The 26375-nt window shown below is 63.1% G+C and carries 23 protein-coding genes; 8 read left to right on the top strand and 15 right to left on the bottom strand.

Annotated features, from left to right (window positions below):
• Position 1: 1 nt before the first annotated feature.
• From GYK42_RS24575 to GYK42_RS24555, 5 genes are all read right to left on the bottom strand, one after another.
• Entirely contained in the window at positions 2-1330 is a 1329-nt protein-coding gene (locus GYK42_RS24575) for an MFS transporter (protein WP_166449622.1), read from the bottom strand.
• Positions 1331-1438: 108 nt separating this feature from the next.
• The gene (locus tag GYK42_RS24570) at positions 1439-2110 is read right to left on the bottom strand and encodes a DUF4286 family protein (protein WP_166449621.1); all 672 of its coding nucleotides are present in this window, start codon (positions 2108-2110) and stop codon (positions 1439-1441) included.
• 190 nt (positions 2111-2300) lie between these two features.
• Entirely contained in the window at positions 2301-3218 is a 918-nt protein-coding gene (locus GYK42_RS24565) for a LysR family transcriptional regulator (RefSeq protein WP_166449620.1), read from the bottom strand.
• Positions 3219-3292: 74 nt separating this feature from the next.
• A complete protein-coding gene (locus GYK42_RS24560; protein ID WP_166449619.1) occupies positions 3293-4528 on the bottom strand; it encodes a M20/M25/M40 family metallo-hydrolase in 1236 nt (411 codons plus the stop codon).
• A complete protein-coding gene (locus tag GYK42_RS24555) occupies positions 4525-5757 on the bottom strand; it encodes a urate hydroxylase PuuD (RefSeq protein ID WP_166449618.1) in 1233 nt (410 codons plus the stop codon). The genes GYK42_RS24560 and GYK42_RS24555 overlap by 4 nt, the downstream gene beginning before the upstream one ends.
• 131 nt (positions 5758-5888) lie before the next feature.
• Between GYK42_RS24555 and GYK42_RS24550 the strand changes: the two genes are divergently transcribed.
• Together GYK42_RS24550 and GYK42_RS24545 are read left to right on the top strand one after the other, a co-directional pair.
• The gene (locus GYK42_RS24550; protein WP_166449617.1) at positions 5889-6827 is read left to right on the top strand and encodes a LysR family transcriptional regulator; all 939 of its coding nucleotides are present in this window, start codon (positions 5889-5891) and stop codon (positions 6825-6827) included.
• Positions 6828-6899: 72 nt separating this feature from the next.
• Entirely contained in the window at positions 6900-8654 is a 1755-nt protein-coding gene (locus GYK42_RS24545) for an allantoate amidohydrolase (protein WP_166449616.1), read from the top strand.
• A 2-nt stretch (positions 8655-8656) separates the two neighbouring features.
• Here GYK42_RS24545 and GYK42_RS24540 read toward each other — a convergent pair whose 3' ends face one another.
• From GYK42_RS24540 to GYK42_RS24510, 7 genes are all read right to left on the bottom strand, one after another.
• Positions 8657-9892 carry a Zn-dependent hydrolase gene (locus GYK42_RS24540; protein ID WP_166449615.1) on the bottom strand — a complete coding sequence of 412 codons (1236 nt, stop codon included), beginning with the start codon at positions 9890-9892 and terminating at the stop codon, positions 8657-8659.
• A 10-nt stretch (positions 9893-9902) separates the two neighbouring features.
• On the bottom strand, positions 9903-11294 hold the full coding sequence (hydA, locus tag GYK42_RS24535; protein WP_166449614.1) for a dihydropyrimidinase: 1392 nt from the start codon (positions 11292-11294) through the stop codon (positions 9903-9905).
• Positions 11295-11311: 17 nt separating this feature from the next.
• Entirely contained in the window at positions 11312-12796 is a 1485-nt protein-coding gene (locus GYK42_RS24530) for an NCS1 family nucleobase:cation symporter-1 (protein ID WP_046685469.1), read from the bottom strand.
• A gap of 122 nt (positions 12797-12918) precedes the next feature.
• Positions 12919-14199 carry an NAD-dependent dihydropyrimidine dehydrogenase subunit PreA gene (gene preA / locus GYK42_RS24525; protein ID WP_070303410.1) on the bottom strand — a complete coding sequence of 427 codons (1281 nt, stop codon included), beginning with the start codon at positions 14197-14199 and terminating at the stop codon, positions 12919-12921.
• Entirely contained in the window at positions 14199-15566 is a 1368-nt protein-coding gene (locus GYK42_RS24520; protein WP_166449613.1) for an NAD(P)-dependent oxidoreductase, read from the bottom strand. Before GYK42_RS24520 ends, preA begins: the two co-directional genes overlap by 1 nt.
• A 46-nt stretch (positions 15567-15612) precedes the next feature.
• On the bottom strand, positions 15613-17115 hold the full coding sequence (locus tag GYK42_RS24515) for a CoA-acylating methylmalonate-semialdehyde dehydrogenase (RefSeq protein ID WP_166449612.1): 1503 nt from the start codon (positions 17113-17115) through the stop codon (positions 15613-15615).
• 8 nt (positions 17116-17123) lie between these two features.
• A complete protein-coding gene (locus tag GYK42_RS24510; RefSeq protein ID WP_166449611.1) occupies positions 17124-18440 on the bottom strand; it encodes an aspartate aminotransferase family protein in 1317 nt (438 codons plus the stop codon).
• Positions 18441-18639: 199 nt separating this feature from the next.
• Here GYK42_RS24510 and GYK42_RS24505 point away from each other — a divergent pair, with 199 nt between their 5' ends.
• Together GYK42_RS24505 and GYK42_RS24500 are read left to right on the top strand one after the other, a co-directional pair.
• Entirely contained in the window at positions 18640-20097 is a 1458-nt protein-coding gene (locus tag GYK42_RS24505) for an aminotransferase class I/II-fold pyridoxal phosphate-dependent enzyme (protein ID WP_166449610.1), read from the top strand.
• A gap of 10 nt (positions 20098-20107) precedes the next feature.
• Positions 20108-20791, top strand: a complete 684-nt coding sequence (locus tag GYK42_RS24500) for a TetR/AcrR family transcriptional regulator (RefSeq protein WP_166449609.1) — start codon at positions 20108-20110, stop codon at positions 20789-20791.
• Positions 20792-20818: 27 nt separating this feature from the next.
• Here the strand turns inward: GYK42_RS24500 and GYK42_RS24495 are convergent, their stop codons facing one another.
• The gene (locus GYK42_RS24495; RefSeq protein WP_166449608.1) at positions 20819-21754 is read right to left on the bottom strand and encodes a choice-of-anchor A family protein; all 936 of its coding nucleotides are present in this window, start codon (positions 21752-21754) and stop codon (positions 20819-20821) included.
• A 310-nt stretch (positions 21755-22064) separates the two neighbouring features.
• On the opposite strand from GYK42_RS24495, the gene GYK42_RS24490 reads away from it, so the two are divergent.
• From GYK42_RS24490 to GYK42_RS24475, 4 genes are all read left to right on the top strand, one after another.
• Positions 22065-22547 carry a hypothetical protein gene (locus GYK42_RS24490; RefSeq protein WP_046685476.1) on the top strand — a complete coding sequence of 161 codons (483 nt, stop codon included), beginning with the start codon at positions 22065-22067 and terminating at the stop codon, positions 22545-22547.
• Positions 22548-22689: 142 nt separating this feature from the next.
• Positions 22690-22959 (top strand): hypothetical protein, encoded by a 270-nt coding sequence (locus GYK42_RS24485; RefSeq protein WP_166449607.1) that lies wholly within the window; start codon positions 22690-22692, stop codon positions 22957-22959.
• Positions 22960-23119: 160 nt separating this feature from the next.
• A complete protein-coding gene (locus GYK42_RS24480; protein WP_070260147.1) occupies positions 23120-23542 on the top strand; it encodes a VOC family protein in 423 nt (140 codons plus the stop codon).
• Between the two features lie 11 nt (positions 23543-23553).
• Positions 23554-24717 carry a dipeptidase gene (locus GYK42_RS24475; protein ID WP_166449606.1) on the top strand — a complete coding sequence of 388 codons (1164 nt, stop codon included), beginning with the start codon at positions 23554-23556 and terminating at the stop codon, positions 24715-24717.
• Here GYK42_RS24475 and GYK42_RS24470 read toward each other — a convergent pair.
• Together GYK42_RS24470 and GYK42_RS24465 are read right to left on the bottom strand one after the other, a co-directional pair.
• Entirely contained in the window at positions 24714-25931 is a 1218-nt protein-coding gene (locus GYK42_RS24470) for a nucleoside deaminase (protein WP_166449647.1), read from the bottom strand. The genes GYK42_RS24475 and GYK42_RS24470 overlap by 4 nt on opposite strands.
• Before the next feature lie 14 nt (positions 25932-25945).
• Positions 25946-26353, bottom strand: a complete 408-nt coding sequence (locus GYK42_RS24465) for a cytidine deaminase (RefSeq protein ID WP_166449605.1) — start codon at positions 26351-26353, stop codon at positions 25946-25948.
• Positions 26354-26375: the final 22 nt, after the last annotated feature.

Raw genomic sequence — 26375 nt, 5'->3', positions numbered from 1 at the left:
GTTATTCCTCAAGAGGGCCGCGGCCCGTTTCGCGTGCCGCAAAAACGGCGGCGCCGGTGATCAGCAAGGCCGCCGCCACGTACAGCGAGACGGCCATGGTGCTGTTATATGAGCGGTACAGGCTGGCGATGACGAGCGGGGCGAAACCGCCGCCGATGACGCCGGCCAGGGTGTAGGCCAGCGAGGAACCCGCATAGCGCACCTTGGTGGGAAATTGCTCGATGACGAAGGCCGCTTGCGGGCCGTACATGATGGCGTGGATGACCAGGCCCACGACGACGGCCGTGACGATGGCGGCAGGGCTGGCCGTGTCTAACAAGGTAAAGAAGGCAAACGCCCACACGAGGCCCAGCACAGTGCCCAGCGCATACACGGGGCGGCGGCCGATCTTGTCCGACAGCGCGCCGAACACGGGCACCGACAGCGCATTGCACGCCGTGCCGATCATGATGGCGGTCAGCGCCAGGGTCGACGACAGGTGCAGCACCGTCGTCACGTACGTCAGGGTGAACACCACCACCAGCGCATACAGCACGTCCGAGCCGATGCGCACGCCGCCGGCGATCAGCAGACGGCGCCAGTAGAGGCGCAGCACGTCGCCGATCGGCGCTTCCGCCTTCGCATCCTTCTGGTCGAGTTCCTTGAACAGCGGGGTTTCCTCGATGCCGCTGCGTATCCACATGCCGAAGGCCACCAGCAGCAGGCTGGCGATGAACGGCATGCGCCAGCCCCAGTCCATGAACGCTTCATGCGGCAGCAGATACGTGATCAGGCCGATGCAGCCTGTGGCCAGCAAGGTGCCGAACGACGGCCCCACCTGCGTCCACGATGCGTTGCGGCCCCGCTTGTCCGGCGCCCCGTGTTCGACGGAGATCAGCACGGCGCCCGCCCATTCGCCCCCCAAGGCGATGCCCTGGACAAAGCGCAGCGCCACCAACAGCACCGGGCTCCAGATGCCGGCCGTCGCATACGTGGGCAAGAGACCCATCAGGCCCGTCGTCACGCCCATCAGCATCAGGGTCACCACCAGCACCCAGCGGCGTCCCAGCTTGTCGCCCAGGTGGCCGAAGATCACGCCGCCGATCGGGCGCGAGATGTAGCCGACCGCATACGTGGAAAAGGCCAGGATGGTGCCCGTCAGCGGGTCGAACGAGGGAAAGAACAGGTGGTTGAAGATCAGCGCGGCCATGGTGTTGTAGACGGTGAAGTCATACCATTCCAGGGTCGTGCCGACCATGCTGGCCGTGGCCAGGCGGCCGGTCTTGGCCGTCGTGGACTTCCCGTCCGGTGCCTGGGCCGCAGGATGCGCAGCGTTCGTATATGTGGTCATAGCCTACCTCTCTCGTCAGTTTTATTGCAAGCCCGGCGCAGGATGCTTTGCCCTGCGCCGTGGCCCGTGTCTCGTGTTATCGGTGCCGGCAAGATGCGCGCGGCCGTGTCAGGCGGCGTGCAGGTCCGCCTCGCGCAGTTGCCAGGACAGTTGCAGGATGGCTGCCTGTTCCGCATCCAGTTCCAGCGCCGCGCTGGCGGCATTGGCGGCCGCCATGGCGGCGCTTTCGGAAGACGCATCGATCAGGAAAATCGGATCGAGCACGCGGCCTTCCTTTCGCTCCGCCGGCAGGGGGCCGGACAGGTTCGCGTCCGGTGTCAGCAGACGCGTGGCAATGACGCCGTCGATCTGCAGCAGCTTCGTTCCCAGTGTGGCCATGGCGTCCACGGCTTGCGCGTCCTGGCCGATGGCCGGCGCTCCCAGGCGCAGCACGGCCAGCCAGGCGCCCGTGCCCATGCCCGTTTCCGCCTCAATGGCGCAAACTCTGCGCATGGGGTCGACCATGCGCTGCAGGTTCGTCAGCGACCATGGCGTCTGCTGGCCGAAGGCCTTGAAGTAATCGGGAGTCTGGAACGCGCCCAGCGAATCGGTGCGGTACAGGCCCAGATATTTGCGGGGACCGCGCACGCTCTGGTAGCGCGTGCCGCTGACGAAGCCGGGAATGCGCACGCGCTCTTCCACGTGTTCGCGGTCGTACCAGCGGTTGAAATCGCGTTCGTGTTCGGGGTCGGCGCTGGTCCAGACAAACAGGATGCCTGGCAAGGTGGGGGACGTCGTCATGATGGTTCCGTTTTTGCGTTGTAAGTGGAGTGCCAACCCAGAATAGGTGGCACGCCATCACTTGGCAAACGGGTTATTCTGAACGCGACTGATAAGTTTTTCTTGTGGGTGGCGCGGGGGACGGGCCAACAATGTTGTCGGATTACGCGCATGGCACTAATCCGACCTACGCGGTCAGCGTAAGCCGACGTCACCCTGCCCCATACTCCGCGCCCAATCCCAGGGTGAATCGGGCCGCCTCTTCGCACGCCAGCATGGCCACCAGCTGGATCGCTTCCGTGGTGATGTCTTCGCTGTAGCTGATGACGATGCGCTGCGGCGCGAGGCTGCTGGTGCAGGGGATCAGGGCGATGTTGCCCTGCTCGATTTCCTCGCGCAGGGGCGCCAGCGGCAGCACGGCGATGCCGAAACCCGCTTTCACCAGGCGCACGATGGCGGAAATCGAGCTGACGCAATGGACCCGTCCCAGCTGCACGCCCTCGTCCTGGCACAGCGCCTTCAATGCGGAATGCGGCTGCGAGCCCCGGTTCATGGTGATGATCGGATGCTGCGCCAGTTGCGCCACCGTGTATGGCGCGTCCGTATCGGGCCAGTCGGCGGCCCTGCCGGCCCAGCCCATGGCGATGGCGCCGCTGCCCGTGCTGCGGATATGGTCGCCCGTCAGCATGTCCGTCTGCAGCGCGATATCGAGCTCGCCCTGCTGCAGCTGTTCGTGCAGGCGGCGCGTCGATTCCGACGTCAACTGAATCTCGATGCCCGGATAGCGCTCCTGCACGCGCTGCAGGAACGGGATCATCCAGGTATGCACGATGGTTTCGATGACGCCGATGCGCACTTCGCCCGTGATCAGCGCGGGCGAGGAATTGGCCGCATACATGTCGCGGCACAATTCCAGCATGCGCTCGGCGTACACGAGCAGGTTGCGCCCGGCAAAGGTCAGGCGGATTTCACGCGCGTCGCGGTCGAACAAACGCGTGCCGAAATCCTGCTCCAGCGAGGCGATGCGGTTCGAGATGGCCGCCTGCGTGATGTGCAGCTTGTCGGCCGCCGTGCGAAAGCTGCCCAGCCGCGCAGCCCAGACAAACGCTTCGAGAAAACGGGTATTCAATTTGGCTCTTCAATCAATGGGGGCTCGTCTTCACAGTTTGCATGTTCGCCCCATTGTAAGCCAAAGCACCCGCCCTATTTCTCGCCCAGGAAGTCGAGCAGGGTCAGGGCGACGATCTTGCTCGCCTTGCGCAAATCATCGAGCGCCAGGCGTTCGTCGGCCTTCTTCGCGTTCGATTCGGGCACCGTGCGCGGGCCGGCGCCATACAGCACGGCCGGGATGCCACGCTCGCCATACAGGCGCGCATCCGCATACAGCGGCGTGCCGACGGCGGGAATGGTCTCGCCCAGAATCGCTTGTGCATTCTTTTGCAAGCTGCCGACCAGCTGCTCGGAACCGGGCAAGGGCCGCAGCGCGTGCGACAGCAGCAGGCGGCGGATCTCAAGGCGGATGCCAGGCTCGCCGCGCACGGCGTCCTCGATCAGCGCACGCACCTGCGCTTCCACCGCCACCGGGTCTTCTTCCGGAATCATGCGGCGGTCCATCTTCATGACCACCTTGCCCGGCACCACGTTGGTGTTCGTGCCGCCATCGATGCGGCCCACCAGCATGGTGGGCGAGTCGATGCCCGCCACTTTGGATTTGATCTTTTTCAGCTCCGGCAACTGGCCATAGATGGCATTGAGGATCTTGTTGGCCGCCTGCAGCGCGTCATGTCCCGTCTCCGGCATGGAGCCATGGCCCGACTTGCCGTGCACGGTGATTTCCAGCTGCAAACAGGCGTTGTGCGCCGTGACGATGCCGTAGCTGAAGCCGGCGGCGATGACGAAATCGGGTTTCGTCAGTTGCTGTTCCAGCAGCCAGCCCGGCCCCAGCAAACCGCCGAATTCCTCGTCGTACGTGAAGTGCAGTTCCAGCTGGCCTTTGAGCGGAATGCCCAGCGCCTCGAGCGCGCGCGCGGCAAATACATAGGTGGCGAAATCGCCTTTCGATACGGCCGTCGCGCGGCCATACATATAGCCGCCGTCGATCTGGCCGCCATACGGCGGATACGTCCAGTTGTCGCCGGGCGGCACCACGTCGCCATGCGCATTCAGGGCCACTGTCGGCCCGCCCGCGCCATAAGGCCGGCGCACGATCAGGTTGGTGATGCTCTGCATGCCGTACGCCTCGACTTGGTCCTTTGGGACGGCGTGCTTTTCGGCGTTCCAGCCATACGCCTGCAGCAGCTGCGCCACCAGGTCCGCATGGGGTGCATTGTTGCCGGGCGGCGTATCCGTCGGCTGCCGCACCACCTGCTGTAAAAATGCGACCTCTTCGTCGAAGTGCTCGTCGATCCAGGCCGTGATTTTTTCTGCTTGCGTTGTCATTTTGCTCCTTGCATGGTCTGTTGCAGCCAGGCGCCCAATTCGCTGCGCTCGGCCTCCGTCATATTCGTCAGGTTCCCGATCGGCATGGCCTTCAATTCGATGGCTTGCTTGTAGATCTGCGCCGCGTGCTGGCGTATTTCCGTTTCATTATCCAGCATCATGCCGGCTGGCGCCGTGGCGAAACCCGGTTGCGTGGGCTGGGCCGAATGGCAGGTGGCGCAGCGCTGGGCGATGATGGCATGCACGGCCTTGAACTGCGCGGCCGGGTCCACCGCGGCCACGGTCGCTACCGGCGCCGGCGCCTTCGGTGCGATGGCCACGGCAACGGCCAGCAGCAAAGCCACGCCGAGAGCAGGATAACACCACTCGACACGTCCCTTGTGGCGCAGGTTGAAGAAGTGGCGAATGAATACGCCGGCCGCCATGATCAGCGCCAGCACCAGCCACGCGTGATCATTGCGGTAAGTCATCGCGTAATGGTTGCTGATCATAATGAACAGCACGGGCAACGTGAAATAATTGTTATGCACGCTGCGCTGCTTGGCTTTCAAGCCATGCTTGGGGTCGGGCAGCTTCCCGGCCGCCATGGCCTCGACCATCTTGCGCTGGCCGGGAATGATCAGCATCAGCACATTGGCCACCATGATGGTGCCGATCATGGCGCCCACGTGGATGTAGGCGGCACGCCCACTGAGCAAATGCGTGAGCACGTATGCGGCACCGACGATCAGCGCGAACACCGTCACGCCGAACCACAGTTCATGTTTGGCCAGTGGGGAACGGCACAGCAGGTCGTACACGGTCCAGCCGATGACGAGGGTGGCGATGCCGATGCCGACGGCTTGGCCGCTGCTGATATCGGCCACGGCCTTGTCGATCATCATGGCCTGCGCATTGAAATAGTAGGCAATCGTCAGCAGCGCAAAACCGGACAGCCACGTCGAATACGCTTCCCACTTGAACCAGTGCAGCTCCTTCGGCAGTTCGGCGGGCGCCACCAGGTATTTCTGCGGATTGTAGAAGCCGCCGCCATGCACGGCCCACAATTCTCCCGACACGCCCTTCTTCGCCAGCTCGGAGCCGGGCGCGGGCGGGCGGATCGAGTTGTCGAGCCAGACGAAATAAAAGGAAGCACCGATCCAGGCGATGCCCGTGATGACGTGCAGCCAGCGGACGATCAGGTTCAGCCACTCAAGGCCGTACGGGATCAGGTAGGCAAATACTTCCATAAATTTCCTCTAGTCAGACCGAACCAATATTCGTGCCAATCTACACAAGATAAACGGATTTACCGCCCATCACATGAAAAATATCGTATATTTGACATATTCAAATCGATATACAACAGAGGCGCCGCCACATGTCCAGCCTGCCGCAACACCTCGACCTGCACCTGATCCGCATCCTTTACCTGCTGCTGGTGGAAAAGAACGTCTCGCGCGTGGCATTGAAGCTCAATCAGCCGCAGCCCTCGATTTCCGCCTCCCTGCGCAAGCTGCGCGAACTGACGGGCGACCCGCTGCTCGTGCGCGGCGCGCGCGGCATGGTGCCCACCCAGCATGGCGAAAGCCTGCTCAATCCTGCCAAGCGCATCCTCGATCAGACGGAAAGCCTGTTCGTCAAGAAGACGCCGTTCGTGGCGCAGGAAGAGGCGCGCACCTTCCATATCGCCGCGCCCGACTACCTGGACAGCCAGTTCCTGCCCAACGTCGTGGCCCTGCTGCGCCGCGGCTCGCCGAAAAGCCGCGTCGTGCTGCATAGTCTGGGGCCGGGCATCGACCATATCCGCCAGCTGTCAGATGGAGGCCTGGACCTGGTCATCGCCAACTGGGACGAGCCGCCCGCCCACCTGCATATCTCGAAGCTGTTCGAAGATCCCATCATCTGCGCCATGCATGCGGAAAACGCCTATGCGCGGCGCACGGCCAGCGACGCGATGACCCTCGAGGACTATCTGAGCCTGCCCCACGTGGCGCCGTCGCAGATGATGCCCGGCTACCACGGCGTGATCGACTCCTTCCTCGAACGGCAAAACCTGCAGCGCAACGTGGTGGTGGAATCGGCATATTTCGGCCTGATTCCCTACATGCTGACGCAGACGGACCTAGTGCTCACCACGGGCCGGCAATTCATGCGCTTCTATGAAAAGACGCTGCCGCTGAAAACGTATACCGTGCCCTTGAAATTCCCGCCCATGCGCTTTTACCAGCTGTGGCACCAGCGCGTGCACCAGGCGCCCGAGCACAAATGGCTGCGCGACCAGGTCAGCGCGGCGGCCAAGGCGCTGGTGCAGCGATAGGCGCTATCAGCGCGCGCATATAATGGACGCAGAACGGGGCGCTATCATCACCGCTTGCATGATCGGAAAACCATGACCACCCTTTCAGACCTGAACGCCGGCAGCCCGGCAGACTTTATCGCACGGCTGCACGGCATCTATGAACATTCGCCCTGGATCGCCCAGCGCGCGGCCGCCGCCCGGCCGTTTGCCAGCCTGACGACGCTCAAGACGGAACTGCAGCGCGTGCTGGCGCAAGCCTCGCCCGAAGAGCAACTGGGGCTGATACGCGCCCACCCGGAGCTGGCCGGCAAGGCCGCCATCGCGGGGCAGCTGACGGCGGAATCGACGCGCGAGCAGGCCAAATCCGGCCTGAACCTGTGCAGCGCCGAGGAATTTTCCACCCTGCAGCGCCTCAATAGCGACTACAACGCGAAGTTCGGCTTTCCCTTCATCCTGGCAGTCAAGGGCCCGACGGGCGAAGGCTTGACGCGCCAGGACATCATCGCCACGTTTGCGCGCCGCCTGAAGAACCGCCATGCCGATGAACTGGCCGAATCACTGCGGCAGATCAAGCGCATCGCCGAGCTGCGCCTGAACGACCTGTTCGACGTGCGCCTGGACTTCGGCCCGGCCATCATGCAGCAGGCCGAAACCCTGGCCGGCTGGAGCGACAGCGATTACAACCTGACCTGTGCCTACCTGACGCCGGCGCACCGGAGAACGGCGGCGCAGCTGGCCGACTGGATGCGGGACGCCGGCATGCAGGTGCACATCGACGCCGTCGGCAATGTCGTCGGCCGCTATCTATCCGATGTACCCGATGCAAAAACCCTGATGACGGGATCCCATTACGACACGGTGCGCAACGGCGGCAAGTACGACGGCCGGCTGGGCATCGTGCTGCCGATCGCCGTCGTGCGCCACCTGCACGAACGGGGCGAAAAGCTGCCCTTCCACTTCGAGGTCGTCGGCTTCGCCGAGGAAGAAGGCGTGCGCTTCAAGAGCACGTTCTTGGGCAGCACGGCCGTCACGGGCAAGTTCGACGTATCGCTGCTGGAACAGCTGGACGCGGACGGCGTGAGCATGCGCGACGCGCTGGCCGACGCCGGCCACGATGCGGGAGATATCGGCGCCATCGCGCGCGATCCCGCCAGCTTGCTCGGCTATGTGGAAGTGCATATCGAGCAGGGACCCGTGCTGCTCGAGCGCGACCTGCCGCTGGGGATCGTCACGGCGATTGCCGGCAGCTCGCGCTACCTGGTCAATCTTGGCGGCGTGGCCAGCCACGCGGGCACCACGCCCATGAGCATGCGCAAGGATGCCGCCAGCGCGGCCGCCGAAATCATCCTGCTGGTGGAACAGCGCTGCAACCAGGGCGAGGCGCTGGTGGGCACCGTGGGCCAGCTGCACGTGCCCAACGGCTCCGTCAACGTGATCGCCGGCGCCTGCACCCTGTCGCTCGATATCCGCGCGGCCAGCGACAAGGTGCGCCAGGCAGCAGTCGACGATATCCTCGATGGCATCGCCGCCATCTGCGCGCGGCGCCAGATCGACTACCAGCTGGAACTGCTGCTGTCGGCGCGTGCGGCGCCGTGCGCTCCATGGCTGATGGCGCAACTGGCGCAGGCCGTGGAATCGGTCGGCATCGAACCGTATGCGCTGCTGTCGGGCGCCGGCCACGACGCCATGGCCATGGCCGCCATCACCGACGTGGCCATGCTGTTTACCCGCTGCGGCAATGGCGGCATCAGCCACAACCCGCTGGAAACCATGACGGCCGACGACGCCGACATCGCGGCGCGCGCGCTGCTGGCGTTCTTGGGCAGCTTCCAGCCGAAGCCGTAAGGCTATACCGCCACGGCCCGCTCCAGCATCGCGTGCAGCAGCACGTTGCAGCCCGCTTCCAGGTGCTCGGGCTTGGCGTCTTCGATTTCATTGTGGCTGATGCCGTCCTTGCACGGCACGAAGATCATGCCGGCCGGCGCCAGCCGGGCCGCGTAGATGGCGTCGTGGCCGGCGCCGGAGACCACGTCCATCACCGAGTAGCCGAGTTTTTCCGTGGCGTTGCGCACGGCGTTCACGCAGTCGGGGTGAAACGGGCATGGCGGGTAATAGGAAACCCGTTCCAGTGAAATGCCCAGCCCAGTCCTTTCACGCGTGGCGTCGATGAAGGCCGTGATCTCGCCATGCATGGTGTTGAGCAGTGCGTCGTTCACGTTGCGCAGGTCGATGCTGAATTTGACTTCGCCGGGGATCACGTTGCGGCTGTTCGGGAAGACCTGCACCATGCCCACCGTGCCGCGCCCGTACGGCGGGTAGCGGTTGGCGATCGCCACCACTTCCTGCATGATCGTCGTGGCCACCTGCAGCGCATCCTTGCGCAGCCCCATGGGCGTTGGGCCCGCATGCGCTTCCATGCCCGTCACCACGCAGTCGTACCACGACAAGCCCATCACGGCAGGCACCACGCCAATCACCTTGTCCGCGTCTTCCAGCACGGGGCCCTGTTCGATATGTGTTTCAAAGTAGGCGCCAATCGGATGGTCGCCGGGCACCTGCTCGCCTTTGTATCCGATGCGCGCCAGCTCCTCGCCCACCGTTTTCCCTTCCGTGTCTTTCGCCGCGTAGGCCGTTTCGAGCGAGAAGGCGCCGCAAAATACGCCGGAACCCATCATCACGGGCACGAAGCGCGAGCCTTCCTCGTTGGTCCAGAATGCCACTTCGATGGGCGCCTGCGTCTTGATCTTCAGATCGTTCAGGGTGCGCACCACCTCCAGTCCCGCCAGCACGCCGTAGTTGCCATCGAACTTGCCGCCCGTGGGCTGCGTGTCGATATGGCTGCCCGTCATCACGGGCGGCAAGGCATTATCCACGCCGTCGCGGCGCATGAAGACATTGCCGATCTGGTCGATGGTGATGCTCATGCCAGCTTCGCGTCCCCAACCTACCACCAGGTCGCGTCCCTGCTTGTCCAGGTCCGTCAGGGCCAGGCGCTTGACGCCGCCCTTCGCTGTCGCGCCGATCTGCGCCAGTTCCATCAGGGCAGCCCACAATCGTTCGCCATTGATACGCAATGCATCCATCGTCAACTCCTTATGCGGTGGTGGCGGAAAAGGCGGGCCGCTCGATATAGCGCCCTGCACCTTCGACGGCCATCAGTTCACCCTGGTGGAACACCACCTTGCCGGCGGCAATCGTGGTGCTGGGGATGCCGCGCACGGTGCGCCCTTCGAAGACATTGAAGCCTCCCTTGGCAAACTGCGTGGCGGCGGAAATGGTGCGCGTGCCCTGCGGGTCCCACAGCACGATGTCGGCGTCGCTGCCGACGGCGATGAGGCCCTTGCGCGGATACATATTGAAGATCTGCGCCGCATTGGTGGAACTGACCTTGACGAATTCGGACGGCGTGAGCATGCCGGAATTGACGCCGGCATCCCATACGACGGCCATGCGTTCCTCGACGCCGCCGCAGCCGTTCGGGATGCGCGTAAAGTCGTCCTTGCCGGCCGCTTTCTGCTCGGCGCAGAAGGTGCAGTGATCGGTGGCCGTCGTGTGCAGGTTGCCGCTTTGCAGGCCGTGCCACAGGGCCGATTGATGGTGCTTGCCGCGGAACGGCGGACTCATGACGTGGCCCGCGACGTAATCGAAATCGTCGCTCTGATAAACGCTGTCGTCGATCACCAGGTGGCCCGCTAGCGCTTCGCCATACACGCGCTGCCCGTTGGCGCGCGCCCGCGTAATGGCGTCGAGCGACTCGGCGCACGAGACGTGCACGATGTACACGGGAGTATTGAGGACGTTGGCAATGGCGATGGCGCGGTTGGCCGCCTCCGCTTCCACGGCCGGTGGGCGCGACAGCGGATGGGCCTGCGGTCCCGTGATTCCCTTCTTGAGCAAGGCTTGCTGCAATTGAAAAACCAGCTCGCCATTTTCCGCATGCACGGTGGGCAGCGCACCCAGCTCCAGCGAACGGGTAAAGCTTTTCACGAGGGTTTCATCGTCGGCCATGATGGCGTTTTTATAGGCCATGAAATGCTTGAAGCTGTTCACGCCATGCTCGCGCACGAGGGTGCCCATCTCTTCATGTACCTGCTCGCTCCACCAGGTGATCGCCACGTGGAAGGTGTAGTCGCCGGCCGCCTTGGCCGACCACGCGCGCCACTGGTGATAGGCCTCGATCAAGGATTGCTTCGGCGCGGGGATGACGAAATCCATGATGGTGGTGGTGCCGCCCGCCAGACCCGCCGCCGTGCCCGTGAAAAAATCGTCGGACGTCACGGTGCCCATGAAGGGCAGATTCATGTGCGTATGCGTGTCGATCCCGCCCGGCATCACGTACAGGCCGCCCGCGTCGATCACGGTAGCCCCTGCCGGTACGGCCAGGTTCTCGCCGACGGCGGCGATGATGTCGCCCTCGATCAGCACATCGGCGCGAAACGCGCGGTCGGCGTTGACGACGGTACCGCCACGTATCAGTGTAGTCATCTTGTCTCCTTCAGTGATTACGACTGCGGCGCCTGCTGCACGTGCGCCACGGCCTTGCCCTTCATCATGACGCCGTACACGACGGCGGCGATGGCCACGCCCACGAACCAGGCGTAGGTGTAGATGGTTTTGAAGCCTTCGCCCACGCCGGGAAACGCCGCGGGAAAGGCCGCATTCAAAAAGCCGGGGATGTTCGGCAGCACGGCGATGACAAAGGCGATCAGGGCCGCCATGTTCCAGCCATTGCCATACGAGTAGACGCCGTCGTCGCGGTACAGCTGTTTGACGTCCAGCTGCGTCTTGCGCACAAAATAATAGTCGACGATGAGGATGCCGGCGATGGGTCCCAGCAGGGCCGAATAGCCGATCAGCCACGTGAAGATATAGCCCTGCGTCGACTCGAGCACCTTCCACGGCATCATGACGATGGCGATAAAGGCCGTGATGTAGCCGCCCATCTTGTACGAAATCTGCTTAGGCGCCAGCGAGGAAAAGTCATACGCCGGGCCCACCAGGTTAGCGGCCAGGTTGACGCTGACCGTATCGATCAAGAGGATGATCAGGGCGATCAGCACCGCGGCGCCCGTCATACGGCTGGCCAGGTCGACGGGGTCCCAGATGGCCTTGCCGTACATGACGACGGAACCTGCCGTGACGATCACGGCCAGCATGGCCAGGAGGCCCATGGGCACGGGCAAGCCGATCGACTGGCCGATCACCTGGTCGCGCTGCGTCTTGGCAAAGCGCGTGAAGTCGGGGATGTTCAATGCCAGGGTGGCCCAGAAACCCACCATGGCCGTCAAGGATGGCCAGAAGACGCTCCAGAACTGGCCCGCCTTTTTACCGCCGGGGATGAACTGCGATGGCTGGTCCAGCAGGCTGGCCACGCCGCCCGCCTTGCTGTGCACCCAGTACAGCAGCACGAAGCAGATGAGGATTTTCAGCGGCGCCGTATAGGTTTCCAGTTTGCGGATCGATTCCATGCCATGCAGGATGTAATAGAACTGGATGGCCCAGAAAGCCAAAAAGCACAGCAACTGGCTGCCGTTGATGCCCAGGCCCGCGATCTTCTCGCCGCCCAGTTCATGGCCCACCAGCACGCCCATCAGGGTGTAGATCATCTGCCCGCCGAACCAGGTCTGGATGCCGTACCAGCCGCAGGCAACGATGGCGCGCATCAGGGCGGGCAGACGCGCGCCCATGGTGCCAAACGAGGCGCGCGCCAGCACCGCGTACGGGATGCCGTACTTGGTGCCCGCATGGCCGATCAGCAGCATCGGCAAGAGCACGATGGCGTTGGCGAGAAATACCGTGAGCACGGCCTGGTAACCGGACATGCCGCTGTCGATCAGGCTGGCCGACAGGGTGTAGGCGGGAATGCACATTACCATGCCGACCCACAGCGCGGCGAAGTGATACCAGCGCCAGGTGCGCTGCGCCGCCGTGGTGGGCGCCAGGTCTTCATTCCAGAGTTGCGTGTTGCCTGAATAGTCGTGGTTCACAGGTATGCTCCATCGGTTGGGAGGGGATCGGTTTTATAGAAACGACGCGACCTTTAAGTCAATCTAGCTTACCGCAAAGGCCGGCCGCTGTTTACAAATAAAACGCACGCAATAACCGTGCCCTATGCCGACTCCGCCAATGCCCGAGGGTTACGCGGATCCTGCGTCCAGTTCATGTACGGCTTGCCCGTTGTCTGCGGCACCATCGTGATGCAGCCCTGCACCGGACAGGTGATTTCGCACAGGTTGCAGCCCACGCATTCGTCCTTGATCACCTCATAGGTACGCGTGCCGGCCGCGTCGATCAGTTGCGCAATCGACTGGTGCGAGGTGTCTTCGCAAGCCACGTAGCACTTGCCGCATTTGATGCAGTCGTCCTGGTTGATCTGCGCGATGACCTGGTAATTCATGTCCAGGTACTTCCAGTCCGTCGTGTTGGCCACGGCCTTGCCGGAAAAGTCGCTGATGCGTTCATAACCCTTTTCATCCATCCACCGCGACAGGCCATCCTTCATCTCTTCGACGATGCGGAAACCATGCAGCATGGCGGCCGTGCACACCTGCACGCAGCCAGCGCCCAGGGCGATGAATTCGGCCGCGTCGCGCCAGTTGCCGATGCCGCCGATGCCGGAAATGGGCAAGCCGCGCGTCTGCGGATCGCGGGCGATTTCCGCCACCATGTTCAGCGCGATCGGTTTGACGGCCGAGCCGCAATAGCCGCCGTGCGTGCTGGCGCCGCCCACGATGGGCAAGGCCACCATGCGGTCCAGGTCCAGCGAGGTGATCGAGTTGATGGTGTTGATCAGCGAGACGGCATCCGCGCCGCCCGCCTTGGCCGCGCGCGCCGGCATGCGCACGTCCGTGATGTTGGGCGTGAGCTTGACGATGACGGGCAAGCGGCTGTGCTTCTTGCACCAGGCGGTGACCATCTGCACGTACTCGGGCACCTGGCCCACGGCCGCGCCCATGCCCCGCTCCGGCATGCCGTGCGGGCAGCCGAAATTGAGTTCGATGCCATCCGCCCCTGTCGCCTCGACCTTGGGCAGGATATCGGCCCAGTAGTGTTCTTCGCACGGCAGCATCAGGGAAACGATCATCGCGCGGTCCGGCCAGTCCTTTTTCACCTGCGTGATTTCGCGCAGGTTGATTTCCAAAGAGCGGTCGGTGATCAGTTCGATGTTGTTGAAACCCACCACTTCGCGGTTCTTGCCGTACAAGGCGGAATAACGCGACGAGACGTTGACGGCGGCAGGGTCTTCGCCGAGCGTTTTCCACACGACGCCGCCCCACCCCGCCTCGAAGGCGCGCACCACGTTATAGGCCTTGTCGGTCGGCGGTGCGGATGCCAGCCAGAAGGGATTCGGCGCCTTGATGCCGCAAAATTCGATGCTGAGATCAGCCATTATGCAGCCTCCACTTTATTGAACAAATCGGAATGGATGGCCAGTGCGGCCAGCTTGCCATGCTGGACGGCTTGCACCGTCAAGTCCTGTCCCGGCGCCACGCAATCGCCGCCCGCGTAAATCCCCGGCAGCACGGTGCGAAAGCCCCTATCGACGGCGATCTTGTCGCCTTCGCGTTTCAGCAGCGACGCCATCGGATCATGCAGCACTTCCGTGTCGAGGCTCTGGCCGATGGCCTTGAAGATGGCGTCGGCCGCCACATCGAACGTTTCACCCGTCCCCGCCAGGCGGGTGCCCTGCATGGCGGTTTTTTCGAAGCGCATGCCCGCCACTTTGCCGCCAGCGTCGAGCAGTACCTGCTGCGGCTGGGCCCACGTCAGCATGCGCACCTGATTCGCTTTGGCGATCTCCTGTTCATGGTGGGTGGCCGTCATGGCGTCGAAACCGCGCCGGTAGACGAGGGTGACTTCCTCGGCGCCCAAGCGCTGTATCTGCACAGCCATGTCGATGGCCGTATTGCCGGCGCCAATCACAATCGCCCGCTTCGGCACGGGCAGCGCGGCCAGGTCGGCCGCCTGGCGCAGCGCGCTGATATAGTCCACGGCGGCCAGCAAGCCTGGCGCATCCTCGCCCGTCAGGCCCAGCCTGCGGCTGGCGCCCAGGCCCAGGCCCAGGAACACGGCGTCGTACTGCATGTGCAAATCGCGCAGCTGCAGGTTCTCGCCCAGCGCGTGTCGACATCGGATCTCGATGCCGCCGATGTCCAGCAGAAAGTCGATTTCCTTTTGCGCAAAGTCGTCCGTCAGCTTGTACTTGGCGATACCGTATTCATTCAGGCCGCCCGCCTTGCCTTCCTTCTCGAAGATCACCACGTCGTGGCCCAGCATGGCCAGGCGGTGCGCGCACGACAAACCGGCCGGCCCTGCGCCGACGATGGCAACCGTCTTGCCCGTGGCCGCCGCCCGCTGGAACGGGTGCTGTGCAAAATGCATGTGGTCGACGGCGTAGCGCTGCAGCAGGCCAATCTTGACGGGCTGGCCTTCCGCGTCGTGGTTGCGCACGCAGACGTCTTCGCACAGGATTTCCGTCGGGCAGACTCTGGCGCAGCTGCCGCCCAGGATGTTCTGTTTCAGGATGCCGGCGGCGGCGCCGTTGATGTTCTTGTCGTGGATGTTGCGGATGAAGCTGGCCACGTCGATTTCGGACGGGCAGATACGGCTGCACGGCGCGTCGTAGCAATACAGGCATCGGGCGCTTTCGATGGCGGCCTGGCGCGCGCTCAAAGGAGGCGCCAGGTCCGTGAAGTGGCCCGCCAGTTCCTCGTTGGGCAGGGCGGGATGGGGCAAATAGTTCAAAGACTCGATCATCGCGTATTCCTCTTGTTATGTGCGGCCGGCTTGTGATTTGAAACCCTTACTTCATCTGGGGAAAAGCAAATTCCACACCAGCGCTTGCCGTGTTCGGCCAGCGCTGCATCACGGCCTTGTGGCGCGTGTAGAAACGCACGCCTTCGGGCCCATACGCGTGGTGGTCGCCGAACATGCTGCGCTTCCAGCCGCCGAAACTGTTGAAGGCCATCGGCACGGGCAATGGGATATTGACGCCCACCATGCCGACCTGGATCTGGCGCACGAATTCGCGCGCCACGCCGCCATCGCGCGTGTAGATGGCCACGCCGTTGCCATACTCGTTGGCGTTGATCAGTTCCACAGCGTGCACCACGTCGGGACAGCGCAGCACGCACAGCACGGGGCCGAAAATTTCTTCCTTGTAAATGTTCATGTCGCGCGTGACGTGGTCGAACAAAGTACCGCCGACAAAGAAGCCGTTCTCGCGGCCCGGCACCACATGGTTGCGGCCATCGACGACCAGAGTCGCACCCTGCTCCACACCTGAGGCGATGAGTTTTTCGATGCGCTGCTTGGCGGCCAAGGACACGACCGGTCCCATTTCCGCACCATCTTCCATGCCGTCGCGCACTTTCAGTGCGGCCGTGCGCGTTGCCAGTGCGTCGATCAATTTGTCGCCCGCATCGCCCACTGCCACCACGACGGAGATGGCCATGCAGCGTTCGCCAGCCGAACCGTAGGCCGCGCCGATCAGCGCGTCGACCGTCATGTCCATATCCGCGTCGGGCATCACCACCATATGATTTTTCGCGCCGCCCAGCGCTTGCACGCGCTTGCCGCTGGCGCTGCCGCGCGCATAGATATATTCGGCAATCGGCGTGGAACCGACAAAGCTGATCGCCTGCACGACAGGATGGTCGAGCAGGGCGTCGACCGTCACTTTATCTCCCTGCACCACGTTGAAGACGCCGTCGGGCAAGCCCGCTTCTTTCAGCAGTTTCGCGTGCAGCAGGGACGCGGACGGATCGCGCTCGGACGGTTTTAATACAAAGGTATTGCCGCAGGCGATGGCGACGGGGAACATCCACATCGGCACCATCACGGGGAAATTGAATGGCGTGATGCCGGCTACCACACCGAGCGCCTGGCGCATGGACCAGGCGTCGATGCCGCGCGAAATCTGGTCCGTGAATTCGCCCTTCAGCAGTTGCGGAATACCGACGGCAAATTCCACCATTTCGATGCCGCGCGCCACTTCGCCCTGCGCATCGGCAAAGGTCTTGCCATGCTCGCGCGTGAGCATGGCGGCAAATTCGTCCGTGTGCTGCTGGCACAGCTGCAGGTAGCGGAACAGGACACGCGCACGCGTCAGCGGCGGCGTGGCCGACCACGAGGGAAAGGCGGCGGCCGCCGCCTGCACGGCAGCGTCGACGTCTTCCACGGTGCCCAGCGCCACCCGGGCCACAGGCTCACCCAGGGCGGGGTTGTAGACGTCGCCATAACGGCCACTTTGGGTGTCGACTTTGGCGCCGTTGATGTAGTGGGTAATGGTGTCGAGATCGTTCATGGTGTTCCTTAGTCGAGATTTTTGAGTACCTTGGCCAGCTTGCCAAACAGCTCGTCGACATGCTGTTTTTCCAGCACCAGCGGCGGCGACAGGGCGATGATGTCGCCCGTCGTGCGTATCAGCACGCCGTCGGCGAAGGCTTGCTTGAAGGCGTTGAAGGCGCGCGTGCCGGGTTTGCCGGCGATGGGATCGAGTTCGATGCCGGCGATCAGGCCGATGCTGCGCAGGTCGATTACGTGCGGCATGCCTTTCAGCGAATGCACGGCGTCGCTCCAATACGCCTGCATCGCTTTGGCGTGACCGAGGATGTCCTGTTCCTCGAACACTTGCAGGGTCGCCAGCGAGGCGGCGCAAGCGAGCGGGTGGCCGGAATACGTGTAGCCGTGGAACAGTTCGATGCCGGCCGGCGCCTCCATGAAGGCGTCGTGGATATACTTTTTGCTGAACACGGCGCCCATCGGCACCATGCCGTTGGTCAGGCCCTTGGCCGTCGTCATCAGGTCCGGTTCAACGTCGAAATAATCAGCCGCGAACGGTGTCGTCATACGGCCGAAGCCCGTAATCACTTCATCGAAAATCAGGAGGATGCCGTGCTTGGTGCACAGCTCGCGCAAGCGTTTCAGGTAGCCTTTCGGCGGGATCAGCACGCCCGTGGAACCGGCCACCGGTTCGACGATGACGGCGGCAATCGTCGAGGCGTCGTGCAGGGCGACGATGCGTTCCAGTTCATCGGCCAGGTGGGTGCCGTATTCGGGCTCGCCCACCGTATAGGCGTTCTTGTCCAGGTTATGCGTGTGCGGCAGGTGGTCCACGCCCGGCAGCAAGGGGCCGAAAGTCTTGCGGTTGCCGCCGATGCCGCCCACGGAAATGCCGCCGAAGCCCACGCCGTGGTAACCGCGTTCGCGGCCGATCAATCGCGTGCGCGCGCCCTCGCCGCGCGCCCGGTGATAGGCCAGCGCGATCTTCAACGCCGTGTCGACGGCTTCGGAACCGGAGTTCGTATAGAACACGTGGCCAAATTTATGCCCCGTGTAATCCATCAGTTTTTCCGCCAGATCGAAGGCGGCCGGATGGCCCATCTGGAAGGTGGGCGCGAAGTCCAGCTGGCCCACCATCTCGCGGATGGCGCCGACGATTTTCGGCTGCGCATGGCCGCACGGCACGCACCACAGACCGGCCGTGCCGTCGAGAATGGCGTTGCCATCGACGTCCTTGTAGTACATGCCTTCGGCGGATACGAGCAAGCGCGGGTTGGCCTTGAAATCACGGTTGTTTGTAAACGGCATCCAGAATGCCGACATCGATTCCGGCCTTGTTTCGTTCATGACCTTCTCCTTGGGATGGGCTGGCGCGGGGCCAGGATCGTTTTTGACGAAGCGTAAAATAATTTACCAGTTGGCAAAAAGCTGATGTAATAATAGACAGGCCATCCCCAATGGCACAGATACACAAACAGCAAAGTATCCCAACCGTACAGGTCGAAAAACCACTACAGTTTTGTGCAAGGCAGCAAAGGAGCCACCGGTGACGCACAACGTGAAGCAGGACGAGGGCGAAGGTAACGCCAGTGGCTGGCCCGTGCTGGACATCGACCGCCAGAAAAAGGGCGGCCTGGTCGAGCAGATCGTCATCGCCATCAGCGTCATGGTGGGCAGCCGCGCCCTGCGCATCGGCACGCGCATGCCGTCCGTGCGCCAGTTCGCCCGCTGCAATGGCGTGTCGACGTTTACCGTCGTCGAATCGTATGACCGCCTCGTCAACCTCGGCCTGCTGTCGTCGCGCCGCGGTTCCGGCTATTTTGTCGCGCGCCACGATATCGCCGCCTCTCCGCAAGCGGCAGTGCATGCGAGTCCCACCGCCATCGATGCCCTCACGCCGGACCTGTATTCGGGCGTGTCCGACGCTCTGCCCGTGGGCGCGGGCTGGCTGCCGCCCGAAATGTATGGCGAAGCGACCGTGCTCGACGCCGTGCGCCAGGCCATGCGCATACCCGCCAGCCGATTGCGCGGCTATGGCCACCCGCTCGGTTTTCCCTCGCTGCGCCAGCACCTGGCCGCCACCTTGTCGGAAGAGCTGTTCCAGGTGGAGCCGGACCAGGTCTTGCTGACGCATGGCGCCACGCATGCCTTCGATCTGATCCTGCGCAGCCTGACCAAGCCGGGCGACACGGTGCTGGTGGAAGATCCCGGCTACAGCAATCTGCAGTCGCTGATACGCCACCATGGCTGCATCCCCGTGGGCATTGCGCGCGGCGAGGCGGGTCTCGATCTCGATGCACTGGCCAGCGAGGCTGCGCGCACGCTGCCCAAACTTATGTTCGTCAACACTGTGCTGCAAAATCCGCTCGGCACATCTCTGAGCCAGGCGCAAACGCACCGCCTGCTGGCACTGGCCGAGCAATTCGATTTCTGGCTGGTGGAAGACGATATCTACCGCGAACTGGCGGTGCGCGGCGACGCATCGCTGGCGGCCATGGACGGCTTGCGCCGCGTGATCCGCGTGGGCAGTTTTTCCAAGACCCTGTCGCCCGTGCTGCGCGTGGGGTCGATCTGCGCCTCGCCGTCGCTGGTGGCGGAGCTGGTGCGCGTAAAAATGCTGGCGGGACTGACGACGTCGGAAATCAACGAGCGCGCCGTCTACCACGCCATCTCCGCGCGGCCCTACAAGCGCATGGTGGAACGGCTGGTGGCGCAGCTCGATGCGGCCCGCGAGCGCAGCATCGACTGCCTGGCTCAGACGGGCATGGCGCCCGTGGCGCGTCCGCGTGGCGGCATGTTCGTCAGCGCCGGCTGGCCCGACGTGCAGACGCCGGAATGGAATGGAAAGGTCATCGCCGACATGGCCTTGAAGGCGGGCATCCTGCTGTCGCCGAACGAATTTTTCATGCTGCGCTCGCCCGAGACGGTGTGGTTCCGCTTCAACGTGGCCTACACCGATACCCCCGTGCTGCAGGCATTCCTGCAATCGATCCGCCCACGCTAAAGAACCCGCCATGGCCAGCGACAAATCCCCTGCCCTTTCCGTGAAAAACGCCGGCGGCCGGCGCCTGCAAAACCGCGATCGCCTGGAAGCGGACATCCTCGAGCAAGCCGTGCGCGCGTTCGCGGAAAGCGGCTATGAAGGCGCGTCGATCGCCACCATCGCCGAACGGGCTGGCCTGTCGAAGCAAAACCTGATGTATTACTTCCCGTCCAAGCAGCTGCTGTACCAGCGCGTGCTCGACGATGTGCTCGACGACTGGCTGGCGCGCATGGACATGCTGGCCAATGCACACGACGAGCCGCGCGACGTGCTGCGCGCGTATATCGGCGCCAAGCTGCGCTTTTCGCGCGAACAGCCATGGGCTTCGCGCGTGTATGCGCTGGAAGTGATCAATGGCGCGCCCCTGTACGGCGCGCAGATACGGGAAAGAGTCGTGCCCCTGCTGCGCAAGGATATCGCCGTCTTCGAAGCGTGGATCGCGGCCGGCAGGATCGCACCCGTCAACGCCACGCACCTGATGTTCGCCATCTGGGCCATGACGCAATCGTATGCGGATTTTTCGGCGCAGATGGCGCTGGTGCTGGAACGCAAGCAGCTCACGCGCAAGGATTACGAGGACGCGGAAATCCTGATCGCGCACATGGTGCTGGCGGCCGTGTCCATGCCGCCGGCAGGCGAAAAAAAACCGCCTTGAAAGGCGGTTTCCTGAACAGCGCAAACGTTACGCTGCCGTCTTGCTCTTGCGGCGGCGCGCCATGAAGCCAACCAGGCCCAGGCCGGCCAGCAGCATCGCATAGGTTTCCGGTTCCGGCACGGCCGACACATAACCGGCCACGTTGGTGGCGTTGAAATAATGGTTGGCGTTGACCTGGATGTTCGAGGCCCAGTTACCCACCACCACGCTGCCATTGATCTGGCCATTGCCGCCGGCCAGGGTCGCCAGCGGCGCCAGGACGCTGCCGTACAGGCCCACGCCGTTCAAGGTGATCGTCTTCGCTTCATAGAAGTTGTACAGCACATTGTATTTGCTGAAATCGCCATAGCCGCCGGACAGGTTCACATTCGTGCCGCTGATATTGAGGATCAGGGTGTCGTTCGTGTGCAGGTTGCTGAACTTGAAGTTGTTCACCCCGCCCAGGGCTGCGGATGTCAGGTCGAACACTTGCACATTGCCAGTGCCACCCTTCAGGGTCATGCCGCCGTAAGCCACGGAATTGCTGCCCGTGGCCGCCACTTTCGCCAACGAGATCGACGTATTTTTCAGCTGGGCCGAGGTGGAGGCAAACGATACGGGCGACGCCGTCGTCTTGTTCGCCGTGTTCAGGCCCACGCTGCTCGTCGTCGTGCTGCCGCCCACAAAATAATTGCCGTTCTTGATCGAACCGGAGCTGTAGTTCAGGTTGCCGCCAACGACCAGCGCATAGCCCGTATTGCCGTGCGTGACGTAGGCGTCCTTGTTCTTGTCATTGACCGAATAGTTCGATGCCGTCAAATTACCGGCCACCAGCACGCCGCCTTCGACATCGCTGCCGGACGCGCTGAAGTTGCTCAAGGAATACAAATTGGCGCCACCGATGCCCAAATCGACAACACCGGCTTGCGCGGCGCCGGCGGCGAACACGGCCGACAGAACGAGAACGAATGATGATTTAGGCATGATTGACATTTTATTTCCAAAAAGAAAATTAACTTGACGCCAGAATATCATATCCACCGACTTTGATATGTCGCAAATCAACAACTTTTGTAACAATAATGAAAACATAATTGCATAATTGAAATCATTCCTCTATCGCCGCCCGGGGAACGCGCTAACCATCCGGATGACGCTTTGAACTGACGGGCAAACAGCCGTCTGTTCTGCACTTTCAATATTGCTTAGAAGCGCAGCCAACTTGGTGATACGATCGCGGCAGCGCCAGACCAGGCCGGCCCACAGAGTACGAAATCATAAGGATGAAGCACGCATGAAACGATTGTCCCTAGGCGCACTGATGCTGGCATATGCCTGCGGCGCGCACGCCGATGTGTTTAACATGATCGACAACCAGCCCCTCAGCGAAACCTGGCTCAACGCGGGCTTTTATTCGTATCACTTTCAGCGCGACAAGGACCTGAACGACAGCAATCCGGGCCTGGGCGCCGAATACCGCTTTTCCACGGTCGCCTCGGTCACGGCTGGCCGCTTCTACAATAGCGACCGCGCCTATTCGAACTACCTGGGCGTGTACTACCAGCCGATCAAGGTGGGCCCGCTGCGCATCGGCGCCGTCGTTGGCGGCTTCAGCGGCTATCCGAAGATGCGCGATGGCGGCTGGTTCCCGGCCCTGGTCCCCACCATCAGCTATGAATACCAGCGCGTGGGCGTGAACATCGCCATCGTGCCGTCCTACAAGGACCGCCTGTATGGCGCCCTCAGTTTCCAGCTGAAACTCAAGGTGTTCGACTAACCGCTTGTCCCTGTCTATGGCCGTTCGGTCCGTCATTCCTGCCATTCGTCGCATACGCGATACCTGGCAGCACCGTTTTGCCTATAGTGGCTTCATCGCCAGCATGCATACGGCAGCGGCAACCACACGACAGGAGAACGGCATGAAAGACATCAATTCGGCACCGGGCAGCACTTCCTTCAGCGCTTTCTGGAACGAGCTGTGCGCTTACACGCGCCAGGGCATGGCTGCCTTGCGCGCTATGCCCTGGCCCATGCTGCTGGCATGCTGCCTGGGCCTGGCGTTCGTCATCACTATCTTGCCGCTGGCCATCATGCTGTTTGCCCTCGTCATGCTGCTGAAATGGGCAAGCAACAGCGACGATGCCGGCGCAGACGAAAAATCGCCGGGCTCGCAGCAGTCGCCGCAATAAAAATTTGCATCGTGGCAAGAGTGCAAGGATTGTTCTATGGCACTATGGACGGGAGCAGCACTGACGGGCATCAAACCCATCCCAATGGATGGTCTTAATACGGAACGCCACGCAGTATCCATGATCGAAGCTACTCCCCCACAGCCATAGGAGTTTTCTGATGACCACGACAGCAAAAGCGACAGCAGCGACGACCATTCCCTGCCTGCGCTACCGCGACGCGCCCGCCGCTATCGAATGGCTATGCAAGGCGCTCGGTTTTGAAAAACAATTGATTGTGCCTGACGGTAACGGTGGCGTCGCCCATGCGCAACTGAGCTTTGGCAATGGCATGGTCATGGTGGCACCGGCCCTCGACAGCGACTATGGCCGCCTGATGAAACTGCCTGGCGACATCGGCGGCGCCAACACGCAAAGCTGCTACCTGGTCGTCAGCGATGCCGACGCCGTCTACCGCAGCGCGCGCGAAGCAGGCGCCGAGATCGTGCTCGACATCAAGGATGAAGATTACGGCGGACGGGGCTTTACCTGCCGCGACCCGGAAGGCCATATCTGGAGCCTGGGCACCTACGATCCATGGTAAAACGGAGAACAATGATTATCAGCACCCTCACCGCCGCCAGCCTTGCGCTGATCGGCGGTTTCCTGTCCGCTCCCGTCCTCGTCGACGAACACCTCAACCGCATCCATCCCCCGTCCGGCAAGGCGCCATCGGCAGCCACTGTGGCCCTGCATCAAAGCCTGTGGATCGCCGACCTGCACGCGGACAGCCTGCTGTGGCAACGCAACCTGAACCGCGACAGCCAGCGCGGGCATGTCGACTTCTCCCGCCTGCAGCGGGCCAACGTGGCGCTGCAAGCGTTTTCCGTCGTCACCAAGACGCCGCGCAAGATGAATATCGAACGCAATGGCAGCGACACGGACAACATCACGGCGCTCGTGGTGGCGCAAGGCTTGCCGCCCGCCACCTGGAACAGCCTGCTGGCGCGCGCCACCTACCAGGCCGACGAACTGCGCCAGCAAGCGGCCAAGAGCGATGGCAAGGTCCGCGTCATCGGCAGCCGCGCCCAGCTGCGCAGCTTCATCGCCGCGCGCGAAAAAGACCCCGCCTTGCTGGCCGGCTGGCTGACTCTGGAAGGCGCGCATGCGCTGGAAGGCAAGCTGGATAATCTCGATACCTTGTACCGGGCCGGCTATCGCATGGCCGCGCCCACGCATTTCTTCGACACGGAAATCTCCGGCTCCCAGCACGGCTTGAAGAAAGGCGGCCTGACGCCGCTGGGCAAGCAATGGCTGCGCGCCATGGAGCAGCGCAAGATGATCGTCGACCTGGCGCACGCGTCGCCGGCCACCATCGACGACGTGCTGACGATGGCGAAACGCCCCGTGATGGTGTCGCACACAGGCGTGCGCGGCACGTGCGCCAACGGCCGCAACCTCAGCGACGGACAACTGAAACGCATCGCGGCCCAGGGTGGCCTGGTGGGCATCGGTTTCTGGAATACGGCCGTCTGTGGCAAGGACGTGGCGTCCATCGCGCGCGCCATCAACTACACGGTAAAACTGATCGGCGCCGAACACGTGGCCTATGGTTCAGACTTCGACGGCGCCGTCACCACGGCCATCGATGCGACGGGCTTGCCGCGCTTGACGCAAGCGCTGCTCGACGCGGGCCTGTCGGAAGCACAGGTCCGCCGCGTGGCCGGTGAAAACGTGCGCGACTTCTTGCTGAAAAACCTGCCGGACGATGACGCCTAAGCCAAGGCGCTGATCAAGTCCTGGCTCGCCACCTGGCACGGCCGGATGCGTATCAGCTTGCGGTACAGGGGCGGCATCGACTCGCACAGCGCCAGCAGCGCGTCTTCCTCCATGGCCGGACGCACGTACTGGAACTGCGCGGGATTATTCTCCGGCAGCGCTCCCTCCATCGTGGAGCCGTAGGCGCCCAGGGTCATGAAACTGGCGGCGCCGTCATCCGGGCCGATGGCCAGCACGAAGGTGCCGTGCTTGGGGTGGCCCAGATAGCTCTTGATGTCTTCCTGCAGCGCAGGCTGGGCACCAGCCATCAATTCATAGCGCAATTGCGCGTACTGGCGCGTGCATTCCATGAACGGCGTGCGGATGACCGATTGCGACAATTTTCCGGGCATGCACAGCAGCAGGTTGCCGAAGGAGTCGAGCAAGGCGGCAGCGTCGCCCTGTCCGCCATCGCGCACGTCCTGCTCCATGGCCGCCTGCAGGAATGGCGCCAGACCCGCATCGGGCGCATGCGGGGCGCAGCGGTAAGTCAGGGCGTCCGGATAGCGGCGGCGCAGGGCGCGCACCACGGCATGCTCGGACGGCAAGGTGGCCGGATCGCGCAGGGGCACGTCGTCGCCCGCGTTCAGCAACTGCATCACCTGCGCCGATGTCGACTCGAACACGAGCGAACACAGTGCCTGCGTCGCCTCGTGTATGCTCTTGCCGATGAAAAAGGATTTGGGTGCGGCGCCGGAAGGCAGGCGCGCATATTCGGTTGCGCCGCGCACGGCCGGGTAGCAAAAGCTGCGGCCGGCCTGCGCCCGCAGCGGCGCCGGTAAAGCCGTGAACGTGGCGCTGCCATCGTAATTGATGCCTGCCTTGACATCGGCCGCGGCCACCACCACGTTGAAACCGGCCGCCAGAATCGCCCCCGTGCACATGCAGCAGGGGTCGAGCGAGGTGACGATGGTCAGTTCCCCCGGCGGCGGCAAGGGCACGCCCTTGGCCCGCTCGGCGAAGTACCAGTCCACCAGCTGGCGCTCGCCATGCGCCGTGGGGTCGAACACCAGGCCCTGGCGCACGACGTTGTTGTGCATCGATTGCAGCACGTTGCCGGCGCCGTCGAGCAGCACGCCGCCCACGCCGAACGTGCCCTGCGTCTTGGCCGCCATGGCTTCGGCCGCGGCAATCGCCACGGCGGCCTGGATGTCTATCGTCTTGTTCAAGCGGATGCCGTTGCCTAAAGTTACTTCATGTCCAGGTCGGAATTGCCGAAGCCGTGCGGCAGCAGCCAGCCCGCCGTCACTTCCATGACATCGTTTTTCAGGTTCGCCAGGATCACCGGCAAATCGGCGCCGCCCATCTCGAAGATCACCTGGCGGCAAGCGCCGCATGGAGAGATCGGTTCAGCCGTGTCGCCCGTGACGGCAAGCTTGGCGAAGTCGCCCGGCTTGCAGCCATGCGCGATGGCGCTGAAAAACGCCGTGCGCTCGGCGCAGTTGCACAGGCCATATGCGGCGTTTTCCACGTTACAGCCACGGAAGACGCGGCCGTCCTTGCACAGCAGCGCCGCGCCTACCTTGAAACGCGAGTATGGCGCGTAGGCCAGTTCACGGCCGGCATTGGCTTCGGCGATCAGTTCTTGGTTGTTCATTTTTTCTGTCATACCTTTGAAA

It is taken from the genome of Janthinobacterium lividum (genome assembly GCF_011601275.1).
Classification (GTDB): Bacteria; Pseudomonadota; Gammaproteobacteria; order Burkholderiales; family Burkholderiaceae_D; genus Janthinobacterium; species Janthinobacterium lividum_E.
This window is presented reverse-complemented; position numbering and strand designations above follow the sequence as displayed.

Excerpts from the sequence above, each read along its gene's own strand:
- GYK42_RS24575 (WP_166449622.1), bottom strand. The coding sequence starts at position 1,330 with ATGACCACATATACGAACGCTGCGCATCCTGCGGCCCAGGCACCGGAC.
- GYK42_RS24570 (WP_166449621.1), bottom strand. The coding sequence starts at position 2,110 with ATGACGACGTCCCCCACCTTGCCAGGCATCCTGTTTGTCTGGACCAGC.
- GYK42_RS24560 (WP_166449619.1), bottom strand. The coding sequence starts at position 4,528 with ATGACAACGCAAGCAGAAAAAATCACGGCCTGGATCGACGAGCACTTC.
- GYK42_RS24555 (WP_166449618.1), bottom strand. The coding sequence starts at position 5,757 with ATGGAAGTATTTGCCTACCTGATCCCGTACGGCCTTGAGTGGCTGAAC.
- GYK42_RS24550 (WP_166449617.1), top strand. The coding sequence starts at position 5,889 with ATGTCCAGCCTGCCGCAACACCTCGACCTGCACCTGATCCGCATCCTT.
- GYK42_RS24545 (WP_166449616.1), top strand. The coding sequence starts at position 6,900 with ATGACCACCCTTTCAGACCTGAACGCCGGCAGCCCGGCAGACTTTATC.
- GYK42_RS24540 (WP_166449615.1), bottom strand. The coding sequence starts at position 9,892 with ATGGATGCATTGCGTATCAATGGCGAACGATTGTGGGCTGCCCTGATG.
- hydA (WP_166449614.1), bottom strand. The coding sequence starts at position 11,294 with ATGACTACACTGATACGTGGCGGTACCGTCGTCAACGCCGACCGCGCG.
- preA (WP_070303410.1), bottom strand. The coding sequence starts at position 14,199 with ATGGCTGATCTCAGCATCGAATTTTGCGGCATCAAGGCGCCGAATCCC.
- GYK42_RS24520 (WP_166449613.1), bottom strand. The coding sequence starts at position 15,566 with ATGATCGAGTCTTTGAACTATTTGCCCCATCCCGCCCTGCCCAACGAG.
- GYK42_RS24515 (WP_166449612.1), bottom strand. The coding sequence starts at position 17,115 with ATGAACGATCTCGACACCATTACCCACTACATCAACGGCGCCAAAGTC.
- GYK42_RS24510 (WP_166449611.1), bottom strand. The coding sequence starts at position 18,440 with ATGAACGAAACAAGGCCGGAATCGATGTCGGCATTCTGGATGCCGTTT.
- GYK42_RS24500 (WP_166449609.1), top strand. The coding sequence starts at position 20,108 with ATGGCCAGCGACAAATCCCCTGCCCTTTCCGTGAAAAACGCCGGCGGC.
- GYK42_RS24495 (WP_166449608.1), bottom strand. The coding sequence starts at position 21,754 with ATGCCTAAATCATCATTCGTTCTCGTTCTGTCGGCCGTGTTCGCCGCC.
- GYK42_RS24490 (WP_046685476.1), top strand. The coding sequence starts at position 22,065 with ATGAAACGATTGTCCCTAGGCGCACTGATGCTGGCATATGCCTGCGGC.
- GYK42_RS24485 (WP_166449607.1), top strand. The coding sequence starts at position 22,690 with ATGAAAGACATCAATTCGGCACCGGGCAGCACTTCCTTCAGCGCTTTC.
- GYK42_RS24480 (WP_070260147.1), top strand. The coding sequence starts at position 23,120 with ATGACCACGACAGCAAAAGCGACAGCAGCGACGACCATTCCCTGCCTG.
- GYK42_RS24475 (WP_166449606.1), top strand. The coding sequence starts at position 23,554 with ATGATTATCAGCACCCTCACCGCCGCCAGCCTTGCGCTGATCGGCGGT.
- GYK42_RS24465 (WP_166449605.1), bottom strand. The coding sequence starts at position 26,353 with ATGAACAACCAAGAACTGATCGCCGAAGCCAATGCCGGCCGTGAACTG.